We start from the raw sequence: 17864 nt of genomic DNA on the forward strand, positions 1-17864 counted from the left end.
CCCCAGTCGGCCGGCCCGCCCCATGCCATGCCCCGGCGCGTGTGCGAGGCTGGAGCGCATGAAGGCCTGGGTCGTGCGATTCGCGTCGCTCTACGTGTTCGACGTCGTGGTGCTCCTCCTCATCGGCGCGATTCTGCCGAGCGTGCGCGTCGGCTGGGCGGCTCTGTGGGCGAGCGTCATCCTCACCGCCCTCACGGTCTGGATCAAGCCGGCCCTCACGAACGGCTTCCGCAAACGCGCGGCGAAGACGGCGCGCGACCGCACGAAGGCGGGCGAGGCCGTCGTGCAGGGCGTGCTCGTCTTCCTCGTCGAGCTGCTCGTGTGGCTCGTCGTCGTGTGGTTCTCCGGCGTCCGGGTTACCGGGTTCTTCTGGGGTTACGTCCTCCCGCCGCTCTTCCTCCTGGTCGCGTGGGCGATCTACTCGGCGATCGACGACCGCATCGAGGCGCGCGCGGGCGCGCTGTACGACCGGTCGACGGGCGCGGAGACCGACGCTGTCGATCCACCGCATCCTCGATCGTCATCATGACGTCACATCCCCACGGAAGGACGGATCATGCGTTACACACTCCTCCTGCAGTACCCCGAGATGACCGCGGACGATCTCAGCCCTGAGGCGCTCGCCGAGGGCATGCGCGCGTTCGACGAATACGCGAAGGCGCTGGATGCCGCGGGCGTGCTGCGCAGCGCCGAAGTGCTGCAGCCCTCCGCAGCGTCGACGACGGTGCGCGTGCGCGACGGCGAGCTCGTCGTCCAGGACGGCCCTTTCGCCGATACCAAGGAGCAGCTCGGCGGCTCGTTCGTCATCGAGGTGCACGACCTGGATGCCGCGATCGAGTGGGCGTCGAAGGCGCCGTCGGTCGCGTGGGGCGCCGTCGAAGTGCGCCCGGTCGCCACCCGCTTCGCGGCCGGCGCCTGGCAGGGCGCGGCCCCGGTCCAGTAGGCGCCGGGCGGTCCACGTATGACGGACGATGCCGAGGCCCGGGCGGCCGCTGAACGCGCCGTCCGGGCCTCCTACGGCCGGCTCGTCGCCCTCCTCGCCTCGAGCACGGGCGATCCGGCCCTCGCGGAGGACTGCCTCGCCGACGCGCTCGAGCGCGCGCTCCGCACGTGGCCCGCATCCGGCGTGCCGGACAACCCCGAAGGATGGCTGCTCACCGTGGCTCGAAACCGGCTCCGCGACGTGCTCGGCTCGGCCGCGCGCCGCACGGGTGCGCCGCTCGACGACGCCGAGGCTGCGGCGAGCGACCTCGACGTCGCCGAGCTCATCGAGCGCGCCGACGCCATCCCCGACCGGCGGCTCGAGCTGCTGTTCGCGTGCGCGCACCCTGCCATCGATCCCGGCATCCGCACCCCGCTCATGCTCCAGACGGTGCTCGGCTTCGACGCCGCCCGCGTCGCCGCGGCGTTCGACGTCGAGCCGGCGGCGATGGCGCAGCGGCTCGTGCGGGCGAAGCGCAAGATCCGGGACGCCGGCATCCCGTTCGCCCTCCCCACCCGCGCCGACATGCCCGCCCGCACGACCGCCGTGCTCGAGGCGATCTACGGCGCCTACGCCATCGACTGGCTCGACGCCCACGACGACACGCGCACGTCGATCGCCGACGAGGCGCGGTGGCTCGCCGTGCTGACCGCGACGCTGCTGGAGGCGGATGCCGAGGCGTGGGGGCTCGCGGCCCTCCTCACCCTCGCGCAGTCGCGCGCCCCCGCGCGAGCGACGGTCCCGTGGCCGCCGCTGGATCAGCAGGACACCTCGCTGTGGGACCGGGAGCTCATCGCCGAGGGCGAGGCGCTCCTGCACCGGGCGTCCCGTCTGGGGCAGCCGCACGGCCGGTTCCAGCTCGAAGCCGCGATCCAGTCGGTGCACTGCGACCGCGCCCGCACCGGCGTGGTCGATCGCGAGGCGCTCCTGAAGCTGTACCGGGCGCTGGTCCGGATCTCCCCCACGCGCGGCGCGCGCGAGGCACGTGCCGCGGTCGAGGGCGCCTCCTAGGCCGGCTCGGTCAGAGACGCCAAGGCGCGCGCCGCGCTCCGGATCAGGGTCGCCGCCGCCTCATCGTCACGATCGACGAGCCACGCGAGGGTCAGTCCGTCGGTGAAGGCCACGAGCATGCGGGCGACCGTGGGCAGCGGTAGCGACCAGCGCGTTCCTGAGTGCGCGGCCGCGAGCTCCAGGGATGCCTCCGCGATGCGCGCGTACTGCGCATACTGCTCGCGCGCCATCTCGGGGCGGGTGCGGACGGCGAACTGGGTGAGCTCGAGCATCGCCTGTTCGTACTCGGGCGCGCTGCGAAGGTGCTCGAAGTAGCCGGTGAGCCCCGCCTCGATCAGCTCCTGCATGGGGCGCCCGGCCAGCTCCTGCGGGAGGACCGCCGTCTCCTCGCGGGAGATCACCTCGGCGATCAGCTCGTCGAGCAGCTCGTCCCGCGAGTCGAACGCGTAGTGGAAGCTCGCGAGCGACATCCCCGCCTCCGCGACGATGGCGCGGGTGGATGCCGCGGCGAGGCCGCGCTCGGCGACGACGCGCATCGCCGCCGCCAGCAGGCCCGCGCGACGGGCCGCGACCGGAGTTCGCGCCATGGATGCTCCTGTTCGGTACTCGGCTGCGACTTCTGTCCTCGGTTGCGACGGAAGTCGTCACTGCCTAGAGTAGCCGAGTGGGACACTCGTCCCACTCTGTTCACGACACGACGGACATCGATGTCCGCCCGGGAGACGACGATGCCCCACGAACACCTCACGCACCCCAGCGCCGCCGACCTCGCCGCCCGCATCCCGCGCGGCTTCCTGATCGGCACCGCGACCGCGTCCGCACAGATCGAGGGCGCGATCCGCGAGGGGCGGCGCACGCCCAGCGTGTGGGACCGCTTCGCGGAGCAGCCGGGGCGGATCCTCGACGGCAGCACGACCGCTGTCACGGCCGACCACTTCCACCGCCACGCCGAGGACGTCGCGCTCATGTCGCGCCTCGGCGCCGACGCATACCGGTTCTCGCTGGGGTGGACGCGTCTCCAGCCCACCGGGTCCGGCCCGCTCGATCCGGAGGGGGTCGCGTTCTACGACCGACTGCTCGACGAGCTGCACGCGGCCGGCGTCTCCCCGTTCGCGACGATCTCGCACTGGGATCTGCCCGAGGAGTACGCGCACGGATGGCTCGACCGCGACACCGCCGCCCGCCTCGGCGACTTCGCAGCGCTCGTCGGCGAACGGTTCGGCGATCGCGTCGACGCGTGGATCACGATCAATGAGCCCGCCACGGTGACGCTCAACGGATACGCGCTCGGACTGCACGCACCGGGCCACAGCCTCCTGTTCGACGCGCTCCCGACGGTGCACCACCAGCTGCTCGGGCACGGCCTCGCCGTCCAGGCCCTGCGCGCGGCCGCGGTGCGCGGCGCGATCGGCATCTCCAACGCGCACACGCCGGTGATGCCCGCGAGCGCGACGGAGGAGGATGCGGTGATGGCGATGCTCTTCGACATCGTCCACAACCGGGTCTTCGCGGACCCCGTCCTCATCGGTCGCTATCCCGAGGTCCCGGCCGAGCTCGCCGACCTCTTCGGATCGCTCGCCGACGTCCCCGCCGACGACCTCGCGATCATCGCCGAGCCCATCGACTTCTACGGGCTCAACTACTACATGCCGAGCGTCATCGCCGCGGGCGCGGGCACGGGCGACAGCCCGGACGGGATGAGCGATGCGATGGCCGAACTGCCGTTCCGGCTCGAGCCGCTCGAGGGCCACGAGACGACCGGGTTCGGCTGGCCGATCGCTCCGGAGCACTTCGAGACCGTCCTCGGTCAGCTCCGCGAACGCTACGGCGACGCCCTGCCCCCGGTCTTCATCACGGAGAGCGGAGCGAGCTTCGACGACGAGGTGGCGGACGACGGCACGGTCGCCGATCCTCGTCGCACGGACTACGTCGCACGCCATCTGGATGCCGCGCTTCGCGCCGTCGCGCCCGGCGGACAGGCGTTCGGCGTCGACCTGCGCGGCTTCTTCGTGTGGTCGCTGCTCGACAACTGGGAGTGGGCGGCGGGCTTCACCCAGCGCTTCGGGCTCGTGCACGTCGACTTCGCCGACGGCACTCGCACCCCGAAGGAGTCGTTCGGCTTCCTCGCCGAGGTCAACCGCATCCGCGCGGAGGCCTGACGTGACCACGGGCGAGGCGGAGCTCACGACCGAGGCCGTCCGCACCACGCCGGTCAGCCGCACGTGGCTGGTCCTCTTCGCACTCGCGTGGTTCGGGTTCTGGCTGCTGGTCATGCTCCCGGGGCAGTTCATGGTGGTCAAGCTCGCGAGCGTCATCTCCCCCGGCGAGAAGGTGGGCGTCAGCTCGTTCCTCATCGCCGAGATGCAGCTGGCGCTCGTCGTGTTCGTCCCGATCATCGGCTGGCTGTGCGACCGCAGCCGCCCGCGCTTCGGACGCCGGCGCACCTGGGCGCTCGGCGGCCTCATCCTCGCGACCGTGCCGTTCGCGTTCGTCGGACAGCAGCACTCGTGGATCCTCGCCGCTGTGCTCCTCGGCATCGTCGCGATCGGGGAGGCGGCGGTGCTCGTCTCGCTGTCGGCGATCATCGCCGACCGTGTCCCGGTCGCGCAGCGCGGACGAGCATCCGCCGCCATGGGCGTGCCCCAGGTCATCGCGCTGGCCGGCGGCATGATCGTCGTCACCGACCTCGTCGACGGCGTTCCGGAGAGCTGGATGGTGATCGCGCTGCTCGCGCTCGTGACGCCGCTCCCCTTCCTGTTCGCGTACCGGGAAGCCCGTCCCGGCGAACGGGTGCCCGCATCCCACGCCGATCGCGGCCGTCCGCGACTGCGCGGATACCGCGACTTCGGCTGGGCAACACTCTCGCGGGTCCTCGTCAACGTCGGCAATCTCGTCGGGACGACCTATCTGCTGTTCTTCCTGTCGGACGTGCTGAAGCTCCGCGATCCCGACAGCCCGCTCATGGTACTGATCCTCGTCTACCTCGGTGCGTGCGCGCTCGCGTCGTGGGCGGGCGGACTGCTCACCGACCGGTGGCGGTCGCGCCGGGCGCTGGTCGCGGCATCCGCGGGCTTCCAGGCTGCCGCCGCGCTCGTCCTCGCGCTCATCCCCACGTGGTCGGTGAGCATCGTCGCCGCCGTGCTCCTCGGCATCGGCTACGGCCTGTTCCTCTCGGTCGACCAGGCGCTGCTCACCGACCTGCTGCCCGACCCCAGAACTCGAGCTCGGGACCTCGGCTTCGCGAATTCGGCGCAGCAGATCCCGCTCGCCCCGCTGATCGGCTGGGCGGTGCTCTCGGTCGCCGGCTATTCGCAGCTGTACGTCGTCGCCGCTGTCATCATGGCGATCGGCGGCATCTGCGTCTACCGCATCCGCTCCGTCCGCTGACCCGGGCTCGCACGCGGCGCCCCGGCTCAGCGGCCGAGCCGCTGGCGTGCCGTGTTGCGCCCGGGGCCGATCTTGACGTGCGCGGATGCTGCGGCCAGGCCGAACAGCGGCATGTCGCTGTAGACGGCCTCGCTGTCGCCGGGGCGCACCTGGTACGTCTCATGCCACACCCCGACGTCGCCGCTGCCCGCGAACGACTTCTGGAACTCGCGCCACGGTTCGAGGTGCGGCGCGTCCCGGTCGGCCGCGAACCGCTGCAGGTGCTCGGGGCTCTGCCAGTAGGACACCAGGATCGTCGTACGCCCGAACCACGACTCGGACCCGAGCAGCCCGGCATCCGCGTGCTCGGCGAGGTGCTTGAGCATCGGGCCCATGCGGCTCGCGATCCGCGCGACGCGGCCGAGGCGCCACCACCGGTTCGCCCGCATCCCGATGAGGAAGACGGTGATGTCCGCACCGTCGACGTCCGCCGTGTACCGGCCGGAGAACACTTCACGACTCATGACACTCCCTCGCATTTCATTCATAACAACGTTACGTAACGATGTTACACATAGAATGGAGGCGATGGCCAGACCCTCCACCTATGACGACGCCCTGCGCACCCGCCTCCTCGAGGCGACGGCGGATGCTGTCGCCGCCGACGGCCCGGAACGCGTGTCGCTGCGCGACGTCGCGAGCGCCGCGGGCACGTCGACCTCCGCCGTGTACACGCTGTTCGGCGGCAAGGACGGACTGCTCGCGGGCGTCATCGCCGACGGGTTCGCCTCATTCGCCGCGGCGCAGCGCGATGCCGCACCCGGCGGGCTGCGCGCGCTCGGCCTCGCGTACCGCTCCTGGGCGCACACGCATCCGTCGCTCTACCGGCTCATGTTCGGCGGAGCGCTCGCGTCGTACGAGGGCGAGCGGGCGAATGACGCGCTGGATCCGCTCATCGACGCCCTCGCCGCCCGCGGCGCGGCCGACCCGCTGGCAGCGGCGCTCGTCGTCTGGTCGCACGTGCACGGTGCCGTGAGTCTCGAGTTCGCGTGCGTCGCACCGCCCGAGATCGACACGGATGCGGTGTACGCAGACGTCCTGGACGCGATCGAGCGGCTCTGGCCGGATTGAACTGACTTCAGCGGATTCATCAGGTCTTCAGGAGATCATCGGTCGGAGCTCCCGTGACCCCGACCCGTCCCCGCCGCCTCGTCGCGGCCCTCACCATCGTCGGGACGCTCATCGCGGGCGCCGCGGCGAGCGTCCTCGTCGCCGCACCCGCGGAGGCGCACGTGACGACGGTGGCGTACGCCGATCTGGCCCCGTCGGGGGCGACCGGTGTGCGGGCGACGTTCGATCTGCAGTACCAGCTGCTCTCTGCGTCCGTCGCGCAGGAGCAGAACGACCCGGCCCTGTTCACGGCCGCGATCGATCAGCCGATCGAGGGGCAGGAGCAGTCCGTCCTCACCGGGCATGCGGCATCCATCGTCGACTACACGGCCGCGCGCTTCGCCGTGTCCGCCGGCGACGTGCCGTGCCGCCCGCACCTCGACGGCGGGTTCGTCTTCCACCAGCGCGATGCCGCCGACTACGCGCGCTACTCGATCGTCTACACGTGCGGGCCGACGCACGATCGCGGGCACGTCGTGCGCTCCTCGCTCTTCCCCGACCGGGAGGGGATGGTGAAGGACACGAAGACGATCGTCACCTACCGGCTCGACGGACGGAGCGGGAGTGCGGCGCTGGATGCGGGGCATCCCTCGTTCACGACCGAGCAGTCGTGGACCGACCGCTTCGCGGAGTTCTTCCTCCTCGGCGCGAACCACCTGCTCACCGGCATCGACCACATCTTCTTCCTCGTGGCGCTGATCATCAGCTCGCGGCGGCTGCGCGACGTGGTGCTCGCCGCGACGTGCTTCACGCTCGCGCACTCGATCACGTTCCTGCTCGCGGCGCTCGGCCTCGTCCACGTCACCCCGCACGTCGTGGAGCCGATCATCGCGCTGTCGATCGCGGGGGTCGCGGCCACGTATCTGTGGGGTCTGCGCCGCCCGGCGATGATCCCTGCACTCAGCCTCGGCGGTGGAGGGATGATCACGCCGGGGCGGCGCGACGCCGCGAGATCGGCTTACGGCGTTTCGACTCGCTTCGCTCGCTCAGCGACCCTCGAAGAGACTCTGCCCCGCGGGTCGTCGGGCGAGGGAGGAACGACCGAGTCGAGACGCGGCGAGGATCCGCTCGGTCTGAACCGTCAGGACCTCCTGCGCCTCGCGATCGTCTTCTGCTTCGGACTCGTCCACGGACTCGGCTTCGCGAGCGCGATCGGCATCCAGGAGGCGTGGTCGTGGACCCTCCTGTGGTCGCTCCTCGTCTTCAACCTCGGGATCGAGGCCGTGCAGCTCGGCATCATCATCATCGTGTTCCCGCCGCTGCTCCTGCTGCGGCGGCGGGCGCCGCGCGCCGCGCTCTGGGTGAGCGTCGGCATCGCCTTCTTCGTGACGATCTTCGGCCTGGTGTGGGCGGTGCAGCGCCTGCTCGGCGTCGGCCTCGCCTGACGCGGGCACTCGGGCACGGGACTGCCGCGCGGGGCCTCGCGCGCGGGCCTCGGGCACGCTCCGGACCTCGGAGAATCACGCGCGATTCGGAGCGAACGGGGCGGGATCTCCGATCAGCGGCGCGATCTCCGAAATCGGAGGTCAGCGCACCGCGCGCTCGGCCGCCTCCACGACGTTCGTCATGAGCAGGGCGACGGTCATCGGGCCGACGCCGCCGGGGTTCGGCGAGATCCAGCCCGCGACCTCGGCCACCGCGGGGTCCACATCCCCGAACACGCGCGCCTTGCCCGTTTCGGCATCGTCCTCGCGCGTGACGCCGACATCGAGCACGGCGGCTCCCGGCTTCACATCCTCCGCGCGTACGAGGTGCTTGACCCCCGCCGCGGCGACGATGACGTCGGCCTGACGCAGATAGAACGGCAGGTCGACCGTGCCGGTGTGCGTGAGCGTCACCGTCGCGTTGAGCTCCCGGCGCGTGAGCAGCAGCCCGATCGAGCGGCCGATCGTCACTCCGCGACCCACGACGACGATGTGCTTGCCCTTGAGGTCGTAGTCGTTGCGCAGCAGCAGCTCGATGACACCGCGCGGCGTGCACGGCAGCGGCGACGTGATCGGCTCGTTCACATTGAGCACGAGCTTGCCGAGATTCGTCGGATGCAGGCCGTCGGCATCCTTTGCGGGGTCGATCCGCTCGAGGATCGCGTGCGTGTCCAGGTGCTTCGGGAGCGGGAGCTGCACGATGTAGCCGTGGCACGCCGGATCGGCGTTCAGCGCGTCGATCGCCGCCTCGACCTCGGCCTGCGTCGACTCCGCCGGTAGCTCGACCTGGATCGAGTTCATCCCGACCTCGACGGACTGCCGGTGCTTCATGCCGACGTAGAGCTGCGACGCCGGATCGGCGCCCACGAGCACCGTCGCGATGCCCGGGACGACGCCCCGCTCGCGGAGCGCCGCGACGCGCTCGGCGAGTTCGACCTTGATCTGAGCGGCCGCTGCGCGGCCGTCGAGTACTCGTGCGGTCATGGGTGTTCCTCTCCTGTGACCGATCCTGCGAACGAGATCAGCGATTGCCGCCGACACCCCGCGCGCCGCGTCGTGCGCCGACGAGAAATACACGTGTCGACGAGATTCGCTGACGTCGACGGCTGGATGCGGATGGCGGTCGGGATGCGGCGGGCACGCCGCATCCCGGCCGTCATTACTGCTGGAGCCCCGGGTACAGCGGGAAGGCGGCCGTGAGCGCGGCGACGCGGAGTCGGAGCGACTCGACGTCCGCGCCCGGCTGGAGGGCCAGCGCGATCACGTCCGCGACCTCGGTGAACTCGGCATCGCCGAAGCCGCGGGTCGCGAGCGCCGGGGTGCCGATGCGAAGGCCGGACGTCACCATCGGCGGACGCGGGTCGTTCGGCACCGCGTTGCGGTTCACGGTGATGTGGATCTCGTGCAGGAGGTCCTCGGCCTGCTTGCCGTCGATCTCCGCGTCGCGCAGGTCGACCAGAACGAGGTGCACGTCGGTGCCGCCGGAGCGCACCGCGATCCCCGCATCCACCACGTCCTGCTGGGAGAGACGCTCGGCGATGATGTGGGCGCCGCGCAGCACGCGCTCCTGACGCTCCTTGAACTCCGGCGTGCCGGCGAGCTTGAACGCCGTCGCCTTGGCGGCGATGACGTGCATGAGCGGACCGCCCTGCTGGCCCGGGAACACCGCCGAGTTGATCTTCTTGGCGATGTCGGCGTCGTTGGTGAGGATGAAGCCCGAGCGGGGGCCGCCGATCGTCTTGTGCACCGTCGAGGAGACGACGTGCGCGTGCGGCACCGGGTTCGGGTGCAGGCCGGCCGCGACGAGGCCGGCGAAGTGCGCCATGTCGACCCACAGCGTGGCGCCGACCTCATCGGCGATCTCGCGGAACTTCGCGAAGTCGAGCTGACGGGGGTACGCCGACCAGCCGGCGATGATGACCTTCGGCTGGTGCTCGCGGGCGAGGCGAGCGACCTCGTCCATGTCGATGACCGAGGTCTCGGAGTCGACACCGTACGCGACGATGTTGTAGAGACGGCCGGAGAAGTTGATCTTCATGCCGTGCGTGAGGTGGCCGCCCTGGTCGAGCGAGAGGCCGAGCAGCGTGTCGCCGGGCCGGGCGATGGCGTGCAGCACCGCAGCGTTGGCGGTGGCGCCCGAGTGCGGCTGGACGTTCGCGAACTCCGCGCCGAACAGCTCCTTCGCGCGGGCGATCGCGAGCTCCTCGGCGACGTCGACCTCCTCGCAGCCGCCGTAGTAACGGCGGCCGGGGTAGCCCTCGGCGTACTTGTTCGTGAGCACCGAGCCCTGCGACTGCAGGACCGAGACGGGCACGAAGTTCTCCGAGGCGATCATCTCGAGATACCCGCGCTGGCGGTCGAGCTCCCGCTCGAGCACCTGGGCGATCTCGGGGTCGACCTCGGAGAGCGGGGCGTTGAAGAACTGGTCGGTCATGGCTTCCCTTCACGGCTGCGATCGGTAAAAGAACACATCGGCCCAGGCGCGCGGTCGAATGCCGTGAAGTCGCTCCCCGGTGGTGGCCACCTCTGACGCCAGTCGCGACATCCCGAGCATAGTCGAAGAGACCTCTTGTCCGCCCGGACAGGTATTTGTTAGGTTTCCTTACATGAAGCGCATCGTCGCCGCGGCTATCCTCGTCGTGGCGGCGACGGCACTCGCGGCGTGCACTCCCGGGTCCGCCGCATCCGGCCCGCCCCATCGCGAAGGATCCCTCGTGACCGCTGTCGTCCCCCTTCCCGCCTCCCAGAAGACGGATGCCTCGGCCCCCGCGTTCTCGCTCGATGCGACCTCGACGATCCGGGCGCACGCGACGGATGCCGAGGCCACGGCGAAGCTCGCCGTCCAGCTGCTCGGCACGGCGACGGGCCTGAAGCTCGCGACGGGCACGGGCGAAGGCGGAGCGCACGACGTGGTCCTCAAGATCGTCGCGGGCGGTCCCGCGGAGTCGTACACCCTGCGGACGGGTGCGCGCGGCGCCACCGTGACCGGTGCCGACGAGGCCGGCCTCTTCTACGGCGTGCAGACCCTCGTCCAGCTCCTCCACGACCGCGACGGCCAGTGGGAGGCGGCGGCGACCGACATCGCCGACCACCCGCGCTTCGCCTACCGCGGCGCGATGCTCGACATCGCCCGCCACTTCTTCCCGGTCGACGTGGTCAAGCACTACATCGACGGCGCCGCATCGCTGAAGCTCAACATCCTCCACCTCCACCTGACCGACGACCAGGGCTGGCGCATCCAGATCGACTCCCGGCCGAAGCTCACCGAGCTCGCCTCCACGACCTCGATGAGCGGGGATCCCGGCGGCTTCTACACGGAGGCCGACTACGCCGAGATCGTCGCCTATGCGGCATCCCGCCACATGACCGTCGTACCGGAGATCGACCTGCCGGGGCACACGCACGCGATCGGCCTCGCGTACCCGGAGATCGCCGAGCCGCCGGTGGTCCTCCCCGAGATCGTGCAGTGGAAGCAGGAGATCCCCGTCGAGGGCAAGCCCTACACGGGCTTCGGCGTCGGCTTCTCCTCCCTGAAGATCCACGACGAGGCGACGTACGCGTTCGTCGAGGACGTCGTCCGCGAGCTCGCCGCGATGACCCCGGGGCCCTACCTCCACATCGGCGGAGACGAGCCGCACGCCGTCGCCCCCGCCGACTACGCGGAGTTCATGTCGCGCGTGACGAAGATCGTCGCGGCCACAGGCAAGACGCCCATCGCGTGGCACGAGGCGGGCGCCTCCCCCGACCTCGCCCACGGCACGATCGGGCAGTACTGGAACTACCTCGTCCCGCAGGCGGACAACGCCGCGAAGACGCTCGAGTTCGCGAAGAACGGCGGCAAAGTCATCATGTCCCCCGCCGATGTCGCCTACCTCGACATGAAGTACGACGACTCCACGACGCTCGGCCTCACGTGGGCCGACGGCCCGACGAGCGTCCAGCGCTCGTACGAATGGGAGCCGACGAAGATCGTCGACGGTCTCAGCCCGGACGCGATCCTCGGCGTCGAGGCGCCGCTGTGGTCGGAGACCCTCCGCACCAGCGGCGACATCGACTCCATGGCGTTCCCGCGCCTCGCGTCCGCGGCCGAGGTCGCGTGGTCGCCGGAGACCGCCGCCGGTCGCGGGTGGGATCCGTTCCGTGCACGCGTCGCCCAGCTCGGGCCGCTGTGGACGCGCGAGGGCATCCACTACGACGCCTCTCCCGAGATCGCCTGGATCACGAAGTGACCGTCGACCGGGTCATCCACTCCGTCCGTCGTGCGGACGCTCCCGCTGGAGCGCCCGTCGACGGGTGGGTCGCCTTCGACGCGGGAGTCGTCTCGCACGCCGGCACGGGGGATGGATGGCGCGCCCTCGCGCCGCGCGACGCGGTCGACGGCGGCGGCGCGCTGCTCGTTCCCGGGTACGTCGACATCCACGGGCACGGCGGGGCGCGCGCGTCGTTCGACGACGGCCCGGAGGCCGTCGCTGCGGGCCGCGCGCTGCACCGTGCGCACGGCACGACGAGGGCGGTCGTGTCGCTCGTCACAGCGTCGGTCGCCGACCTGGCCGTGCGGGCCGCGATGGTCGCCGATCTCGTGGAGACGGATGCGACGATCCTCGGCTCGCACCTCGAGGGCCCGTTCCTCGACGCCGGCCACAAGGGCGCGCACACCGAGTCGCTGCTGCGCGCGCCGGCCCCGGCCGACATCGACCTGCTGCTCGAGGCGGGGCGCGGCACGATCCGCCAGGTGACCCTCGCACCCGAGCTCGAGGGCGGCATGGAGGCGGTGCGCCGCTTCGTCGATGCCGGCGTCGCGGTCGCGGTCGGGCACACCGATGCGGACTACGAGACGGCTCAGCGCGCGTTCGATGCGGGCGCGACGATCCTCACGCACGCATTCAACGCGATGCCCGGCATCCGCCACCGCGCACCGGGACCGATCTCCGCGGCGCTGCACGACGAGCGCGTGACACTCGAGCTCATCGCCGACGGCATCCACGTGCACCCCGCCGTCATGCGGATCGCGTTCGCCAGCGCACGGACCGCCGACGGCCGCACCCGGATCGCCCTCATCACCGACGCGATGGCGGCCGCGGGAGCCGGCGACGGCCACTACGTCCTCGGCGGGCTCGCCGTCGACGTCGAGGACGGGGTCGCCCGGCTCGCCGGCGGCGGATCGATCGCCGGGTCGACGCTCACGCAGGATGCCGCCGTCCGGCGCGCCGTGCGCGAGGTCGGCGTCCCCCTCGCCGACGCCGTGTCCGCGGCGACGAGCGTGCCCGCCGGGGCGATCGGCCGTGGCCACGATCTGGGGTCGCTGCATCCTGGATTCCTCGCCGATGCGCTGCTGCTCGACGACGACCTCGGCGTCACCGCCGTATGGATCGGCGGCGAACCCGACTGAGTCCGCGTCAGGGTACGCGTCAGGGTGACTCAGCCGGGCCCGCCTCCGGCGTTTGGGGCCGCCGGTGTGCCGCCCGCAAGAGGCCGATGGACCGACCGGGCGCACGGTCTTGGGGATGTGCATCGGTGCATCTGGCCTCCTCACGGACGACGGGAGGCGGGGCCTCGGCCGGTTCTCCCCCGAGCCCGGCCGGGCCCCGCGGACGTGTCCCCCCGGACTTCGCCGCTCCGCACTCCGCCCCCCATGTGACGAACAACCCCCCGTTCGCGGGGTGCGGTCTCCACACCATGAGACGACGGATGACGCGTTCTATGACGCGACTTCCAGAAATTCTTCGAAAAATCTCGGATGCGGGCCCCGAGGCCCCGAAAAGCCCGTGAAATCGCGGATCAGGCTTGGCCGATCGAGGTCCGGCACGCGAGAATCGAGAGGCCGCGACGCACCCGATCCCCGCGGCACCAAGAGGACATGTCACCCGACGACACCCGCTCGGCCGCGCCCGATCTCACGGAGATGAGCGACGGCGATCTCGTGCTGCGCTCGCGCTCGGGAGACACCGCGGCGTTCGGCGAGCTCTGGCGCCGGCACTACAGGTCCGGCATCGTCGCCGCCCAGTCGATCACCTCCAGCATCGACGCCGACGATCTCGTCCAGGAGGCGTACGCGCGCATCTTCCAGGCGATCAAGCGCGGGGGCGGGCCCACCGGGGCCTTCCGCGCCTACCTCTTCACGAGCATCCGCAACACCGCGGCCGCGTGGGGGCGCGCACGCAAGGAGACGGCGATCGACGAGCTGGATGCCGTCGAGGACCCCGCCGCGAGCGCGCACGCCACCGACGAGGCGCTCGACCGCAGCCTCACCAACCAGGCCTTCCGGAGCCTCCCCACCCGCTGGCAGGAGGTGCTCTGGTACACGGAGATCGAGCAGCTGAAGCCCGCCGAGGCCGCTCCCCTGCTGGGGATGAGCGCGAACGCCGTCGCGCAGCTCGCCGTCCGCGCACGCGAGGGCCTGCGCGAGGCGTGGATCCAGGCGCACCTGCGCTCGGTCGAGGACGGCTCCGAGTGCCAGTACACGATCGAGAAGCTGGGCGCGCATGCGCGCGGCAACCTGGGCCTGCGGGCCCGCAAGCGCATCGACGCGCACATCGCCGAGTGCCCGCGCTGTGCGATCGTCGCCTCCGAGGCGGACGAGGTCCAGCGGCGTCTCGCGCTGGTGCTGCTTCCCCTCTTCGTCGGCGCCGGCGGCGCGGCCGCCTACCTCGCCTCGCTGCAGTCCGGCGGCGCGGCTCTGGTCGCGGTGGCCGGGATGCCGTCATCCGTCGTCGCAGGAGCCGTCGTCGCCGGGTCCGCAGGCACGACAGGCACCGCAGGCGCCGGCGGTGCGGTCGCGACGGCCGGCTCGGCCGCCGCAGGCTCGGGCGGTTCCGGCGCCGGATCTGCAGCCGCCGGATCCGCCGGTTCAGCGAGCGGTTCCGCCGGCACCAGCGGCACCGTCGCCGCGGTCGCAGCCACGGCAGCCGGCGTTCTCGTCGCCGGTGCGGTCGCGGTCGCGGTCGTCCTTTCGGCGAACTCCTCGCCCGCCCCGGCCGGAGCGGCGGCGAAGGCCCCCATCGCGACGCACGCCCCCGCGACGGTACCCGCGCCGGCACCCACCCCGGCTCCCGTCCCGCCGGTTGCACCCGTTGCGGCCCCCGTCTCCCCGGTCGCTCCCGCTCCCGCGGCGCCGGTCGCTCGCCGTGCGGCACCGCCCGCACCGGCGCCGGTCGCATCCGCGCCCACGGCGCCGCCGGCTGCTCCGCCGACGACTCCCCCGACGCCCGTGCCCCCGGCTCCGGTGACTCCCGGACTCGTCAGCGTGCAGGTCGCTTCCGGCGGCGGCAACGCGGTCACGATCACGGCGACCGTCCGAACGACCCCCGGTGCGACCGTAACGGCGACAGCGCGCGGCTTCGTGCGGGGATCGGCGACGGCAGGCCCCGACGGTCTCGCCACCGTGGTCATCGTGCCCAAGGTCGCGGACGTCGTGCAGAACACGACCGTGTCGTTCGCGGTGCCCGGTGCGGCGCCCTTCGAGATGGCCATCGCGGATCTCATCGCCGCCGCCGGCTGAATCGCGCGGCATCGGCCGGCCGTAGACTGGAATCCATGCCCGAACACCCCCAGGAACTCCCCGCCGGGACCCGGCCGCCGCTGTCCGCCGTCGACCTCCTCGCGTTCGTGTGCGAGCTCTTCGCGTTCGGCACGCTCGCGTTCTGGGGCTTCGCCGGCTTCCGGTTCCCGTGGAACATCGTGGTCGGCATCGGGGCTCCCGTGATCGCGATCCTCGTCTGGGCGCTGTTCGTCTCGCCGCGCGCCGTCTTCGCCGTCCACCCGTTCGTGCGCGCGATCGTCGAGCTCTTCGTCTACCTCGCAGCGACCCTCGCGCTGTGGGACATGGGCCTGCCCTGGGTCGGCGTCGGCTTCGCCGTCGTCGCGGTCACGGTCGGAGTCATCGCCGGCCGCCGCCGCTTCACCTGAGCCACCGCATCCCCGTACGTCGAAGCCCCCGGGTCCGAGAGGAACCGGGGGCTTCGCCGCATCCTGGGCCCGCTACTTCACGCTGCCCGCCGTGAGCCCGCTCACGAGGCGCTTCTCGATGATCATGAACAGCACGACCACCGGGAGGATCGCGACGATCGACACGGCGAAGACGTACTGCCACGACGTGGCGTACTGTCCGACGAACTTCGTCAGCGCGACCGACAGAGGCTGGTTGTCGGCCGTCTGCAGGATGACGAGGGATGCCGCGAACTCGTTCCAGCACGCCACGAACGTGAAGACGATCGCGGTGACGATCCCCGGCCACACGAGCGGCAGGTTGATGCGGAAGAGCACCGTGAACCTCCCCGCGCCGTCGATCTGCGCGGCCTCGTCGACCTCCCTCGGCACTCCCGCGAAGAAGGAGTGCATGATCCACACCGCGAACGACAGGTTGAACGCCGCGTTGATGAGGATCATCGCGAGCCACGTGTCGATGAGCCCGATCGAGAAGAACTGCCGGAACAGGCCCGACGTCAGCACGGCCGGCTGGAGCATCTGCGTGACGATCACGAGGAAGAGGAACACCATCCGCCCCGGGAACCGGAAGCGCGCCGTGTAGTAAGCGGCGGGGAGCGCGACGATCAGCACCAGCAGCGTCGCGAACACGGCGATGACGATCGTCGAGATCAGGTTGTGGAACAGCGGGGTCTCCGGCGTCGACCACATCGAGAGGTAGTTGTCCCAGTGCCACTCCTCGGGGAAGTAGGTGGGGTTCACCGACCGGATCTGCGCCTGCGTCTTCACCGACCCGAAGAACATGATGAGGTACGGGAGGATGAAGAACACCGCCACGACCAGCCCCGCGAGCATGCGCCAGAGCACACGCGAAATGGTGATCTGGTCCGCGGTGTAGCGCCGCTTGCGGCCCGGCTGGCGGCGGCTGGGGGGTGCGCCGGTCGTGACCATCGCACGGGTCTCGGTGACGGTCACGCTCAGACCTCCTTCATGGGCTTGACGACCTTCACGTACACCGCGACGATCAGGATGACGATGAGGAACGCGACGACCGACAGCGCGCTCGCGACGTCGACCTTGTGCTGGTTCTGGATGTACTTGAAGATCAGCGTCATGAACGTGTCCGCGTCGTATCCGGGTATCGATCCGGTCATGACGCGCAGGATCGGCAGCGAGTTGAACACGTTGATGATGTTGATCAGGATGGCGACGGCCAGCGCCGCGCGCAGCTGCGGCAGCACGACAGTGAAGTAGGTACGGGTGGGGCTCGCGCCATCCACCTTCGCCGCCTCCAGCGTCTCGGTCGGCACAGTCTGGAGACCGGCGAGGATCGTGTACGTCGTGAACGGCAGCGACACGAAGATGGCGACCGCGATCGACCACGCGAAGGCGGTCCCCGGGTTCTTGGTCCAGCCGAACCCCTGCGGGTCGCCGACGAGGCCGATGTCGTAGAGGAACTTGTTGATGATCCCGAAGTACGGCTCGAGTCCGTAGAACACGACCATCGTGGTCATGACGACGGATGCGGCCCACGGGATGATGACGATCATCCGGACGAAGCGCCGGCCGGGGAACGCCTTGTTGAGGATCTGCGCGAGCACGAGCGACAGGACGACCGTGATGGCGACGACCACGACCACCCAGACGACCGTGCGGAAGAAGATCGGCCAGAAGTAGGGGAAGGTGAAGACCTCGAGGTAGTTGTCGAAGCCGGCAGACCCCTTGTCGATCCCGGCGATGTCGATATGCCGCGTCGAGTTGTAGAACATCATCCCGGCGGGGAAGAAGACGACGCCGACGATGAGCAGGAGCGCCGGCGCGAGCCACGGCAGAGCGTGCAGCAGGTCGCGCCCGCCAGGCTTGCGCTGACGCGGGGACGAGTCGGATACCGCGGCCTTCCCGGGGCGAGGGCGGCCATCGGCCGCCCCCGCCTGGTTCGGCGACGCATCGGTGGTGGTGCTCATGCGAGTGTCACCGAACCTTTCTGA

General features: G+C 70.8%; 17 protein-coding genes and 1 riboswitch. Of the genes, 11 read left to right on the forward strand and 6 right to left on the reverse strand.

Annotated features, from left to right (window positions below):
- Window positions 1-58: 58 nt before the first annotated feature.
- From QSV35_RS06385 to QSV35_RS06395, 3 genes are read left to right on the forward strand one after another with little or no spacing between them, the layout of a single operon-like run.
- A complete protein-coding gene (locus tag QSV35_RS06385; protein WP_286287832.1) occupies window positions 59-529 on the forward strand; it encodes a hypothetical protein in 471 nt (156 codons plus the stop codon).
- A 27-nt stretch (window positions 530-556) separates the two neighbouring features.
- The gene (locus QSV35_RS06390; RefSeq protein ID WP_286287833.1) at window positions 557-943 is read left to right on the forward strand and encodes a YciI family protein; all 387 of its coding nucleotides are present in this window, start codon (window positions 557-559) and stop codon (window positions 941-943) included.
- 18 nt (window positions 944-961) lie between these two features.
- Window positions 962-1993 (forward strand): RNA polymerase sigma factor, encoded by a 1032-nt coding sequence (locus tag QSV35_RS06395; protein WP_286287834.1) that lies wholly within the window; start codon window positions 962-964, stop codon window positions 1991-1993.
- Here the strand turns inward: QSV35_RS06395 and QSV35_RS06400 are convergent.
- A complete protein-coding gene (locus QSV35_RS06400; RefSeq protein WP_286287835.1) occupies window positions 1990-2580 on the reverse strand; it encodes a TetR/AcrR family transcriptional regulator in 591 nt (196 codons plus the stop codon). The genes QSV35_RS06395 and QSV35_RS06400 overlap by 4 nt on opposite strands.
- 141 nt (window positions 2581-2721) lie before the next feature.
- Here QSV35_RS06400 and QSV35_RS06405 point away from each other — a divergent pair, with 141 nt between their 5' ends.
- Window positions 2722-4152 (forward strand): glycoside hydrolase family 1 protein, encoded by a 1431-nt coding sequence (locus QSV35_RS06405; protein ID WP_286287836.1) that lies wholly within the window; start codon window positions 2722-2724, stop codon window positions 4150-4152.
- 1 nt (window position 4153) lies between these two features.
- Window positions 4154-5380 carry an MFS transporter gene (locus QSV35_RS06410; protein WP_286287837.1) on the forward strand — a complete coding sequence of 409 codons (1227 nt, stop codon included), beginning with the start codon at window positions 4154-4156 and terminating at the stop codon, window positions 5378-5380.
- A gap of 26 nt (window positions 5381-5406) precedes the next feature.
- On the opposite strand, the gene QSV35_RS06415 is transcribed toward QSV35_RS06410, so the two are convergent.
- Window positions 5407-5883: a DUF4188 domain-containing protein gene (locus QSV35_RS06415; protein WP_286287838.1), complete on the reverse strand. Its 477-nt coding sequence runs from the start codon at window positions 5881-5883 to the stop codon at window positions 5407-5409.
- A 64-nt stretch (window positions 5884-5947) separates the two neighbouring features.
- On the opposite strand from QSV35_RS06415, the gene QSV35_RS06420 reads away from it, so the two are divergent.
- Window positions 5948-6490: a TetR/AcrR family transcriptional regulator gene (locus QSV35_RS06420; RefSeq protein ID WP_286287839.1), complete on the forward strand. Its 543-nt coding sequence runs from the start codon at window positions 5948-5950 to the stop codon at window positions 6488-6490.
- Between the two features lie 53 nt (window positions 6491-6543).
- A complete protein-coding gene (locus QSV35_RS06425; RefSeq protein ID WP_286287840.1) occupies window positions 6544-7914 on the forward strand; it encodes a HupE/UreJ family protein in 1371 nt (456 codons plus the stop codon).
- A gap of 141 nt (window positions 7915-8055) precedes the next feature.
- Here QSV35_RS06425 and QSV35_RS06430 read toward each other — a convergent pair whose 3' ends face one another.
- The gene (locus QSV35_RS06430) at window positions 8056-8937 is read right to left on the reverse strand and encodes a bifunctional methylenetetrahydrofolate dehydrogenase/methenyltetrahydrofolate cyclohydrolase (protein ID WP_286287841.1); all 882 of its coding nucleotides are present in this window, start codon (window positions 8935-8937) and stop codon (window positions 8056-8058) included.
- A gap of 175 nt (window positions 8938-9112) precedes the next feature.
- Complete coding sequence (gene glyA, locus QSV35_RS06435) at window positions 9113-10387, reverse strand: serine hydroxymethyltransferase (RefSeq protein WP_286287842.1); 1275 nt, start codon at window positions 10385-10387, stop codon at window positions 9113-9115.
- A gap of 33 nt (window positions 10388-10420) precedes the next feature.
- A riboswitch (ZMP/ZTP riboswitch) is annotated at window positions 10421-10503 on the reverse strand.
- A gap of 56 nt (window positions 10504-10559) precedes the next feature.
- On the opposite strand from glyA, the gene QSV35_RS06440 reads away from it, so the two are divergent.
- The 4 genes from QSV35_RS06440 to QSV35_RS06455 all read left to right on the forward strand — a co-directional run bounded on the left by QSV35_RS06440 (window position 10560) and on the right by QSV35_RS06455 (window position 15858).
- Complete coding sequence (locus QSV35_RS06440; RefSeq protein WP_286287843.1) at window positions 10560-12182, forward strand: beta-N-acetylhexosaminidase; 1623 nt, start codon at window positions 10560-10562, stop codon at window positions 12180-12182.
- A complete protein-coding gene (nagA, locus tag QSV35_RS06445; RefSeq protein ID WP_286287844.1) occupies window positions 12179-13342 on the forward strand; it encodes an N-acetylglucosamine-6-phosphate deacetylase in 1164 nt (387 codons plus the stop codon). Before QSV35_RS06440 ends, nagA begins: the two co-directional genes overlap by 4 nt.
- A gap of 468 nt (window positions 13343-13810) precedes the next feature.
- Window positions 13811-15451 carry a sigma-70 family RNA polymerase sigma factor gene (locus tag QSV35_RS06450; protein ID WP_286287845.1) on the forward strand — a complete coding sequence of 547 codons (1641 nt, stop codon included), beginning with the start codon at window positions 13811-13813 and terminating at the stop codon, window positions 15449-15451.
- Window positions 15452-15486: 35 nt separating this feature from the next.
- Window positions 15487-15858 carry a YrdB family protein gene (locus tag QSV35_RS06455; RefSeq protein ID WP_286287846.1) on the forward strand — a complete coding sequence of 124 codons (372 nt, stop codon included), beginning with the start codon at window positions 15487-15489 and terminating at the stop codon, window positions 15856-15858.
- 72 nt (window positions 15859-15930) lie between these two features.
- On the opposite strand, the gene QSV35_RS06460 is transcribed toward QSV35_RS06455, so the two are convergent.
- Window positions 15931-16851 carry a carbohydrate ABC transporter permease gene (locus QSV35_RS06460; RefSeq protein WP_286287847.1) on the reverse strand — a complete coding sequence of 307 codons (921 nt, stop codon included), beginning with the start codon at window positions 16849-16851 and terminating at the stop codon, window positions 15931-15933.
- A gap of 2 nt (window positions 16852-16853) precedes the next feature.
- Window positions 16854-17840 (reverse strand): carbohydrate ABC transporter permease, encoded by a 987-nt coding sequence (locus QSV35_RS06465; RefSeq protein WP_286287848.1) that lies wholly within the window; start codon window positions 17838-17840, stop codon window positions 16854-16856.
- Between the last annotated feature and the right edge of the window lie 24 nt (window positions 17841-17864).

This window comes from Microbacterium candidum (assembly GCF_030315975.1).
Lineage (GTDB): Bacteria > Actinomycetota > Actinomycetes > Actinomycetales > Microbacteriaceae > Microbacterium > Microbacterium candidum.

Coding starts and splice junctions, on each gene's coding strand:
- QSV35_RS06385 (WP_286287832.1), top strand. CDS start 59: ATGAAGGCCTGGGTCGTGCGATTCGCGTCGCTCTACGTGTTCGACGTC.
- QSV35_RS06390 (WP_286287833.1), top strand. CDS start 557: ATGCGTTACACACTCCTCCTGCAGTACCCCGAGATGACCGCGGACGAT.
- QSV35_RS06395 (WP_286287834.1), top strand. CDS start 962: ATGACGGACGATGCCGAGGCCCGGGCGGCCGCTGAACGCGCCGTCCGG.
- QSV35_RS06400 (WP_286287835.1), bottom strand. CDS start 2,580: ATGGCGCGAACTCCGGTCGCGGCCCGTCGCGCGGGCCTGCTGGCGGCG.
- QSV35_RS06405 (WP_286287836.1), top strand. CDS start 2,722: ATGCCCCACGAACACCTCACGCACCCCAGCGCCGCCGACCTCGCCGCC.
- QSV35_RS06415 (WP_286287838.1), bottom strand. CDS start 5,883: ATGAGTCGTGAAGTGTTCTCCGGCCGGTACACGGCGGACGTCGACGGT.
- QSV35_RS06420 (WP_286287839.1), top strand. CDS start 5,948: ATGGCCAGACCCTCCACCTATGACGACGCCCTGCGCACCCGCCTCCTC.
- QSV35_RS06430 (WP_286287841.1), bottom strand. CDS start 8,937: ATGACCGCACGAGTACTCGACGGCCGCGCAGCGGCCGCTCAGATCAAG.
- glyA (WP_286287842.1), bottom strand. CDS start 10,387: ATGACCGACCAGTTCTTCAACGCCCCGCTCTCCGAGGTCGACCCCGAG.
- QSV35_RS06440 (WP_286287843.1), top strand. CDS start 10,560: ATGAAGCGCATCGTCGCCGCGGCTATCCTCGTCGTGGCGGCGACGGCA.
- QSV35_RS06450 (WP_286287845.1), top strand. CDS start 13,811: ATGTCACCCGACGACACCCGCTCGGCCGCGCCCGATCTCACGGAGATG.
- QSV35_RS06455 (WP_286287846.1), top strand. CDS start 15,487: ATGCCCGAACACCCCCAGGAACTCCCCGCCGGGACCCGGCCGCCGCTG.
- QSV35_RS06465 (WP_286287848.1), bottom strand. CDS start 17,840: ATGAGCACCACCACCGATGCGTCGCCGAACCAGGCGGGGGCGGCCGAT.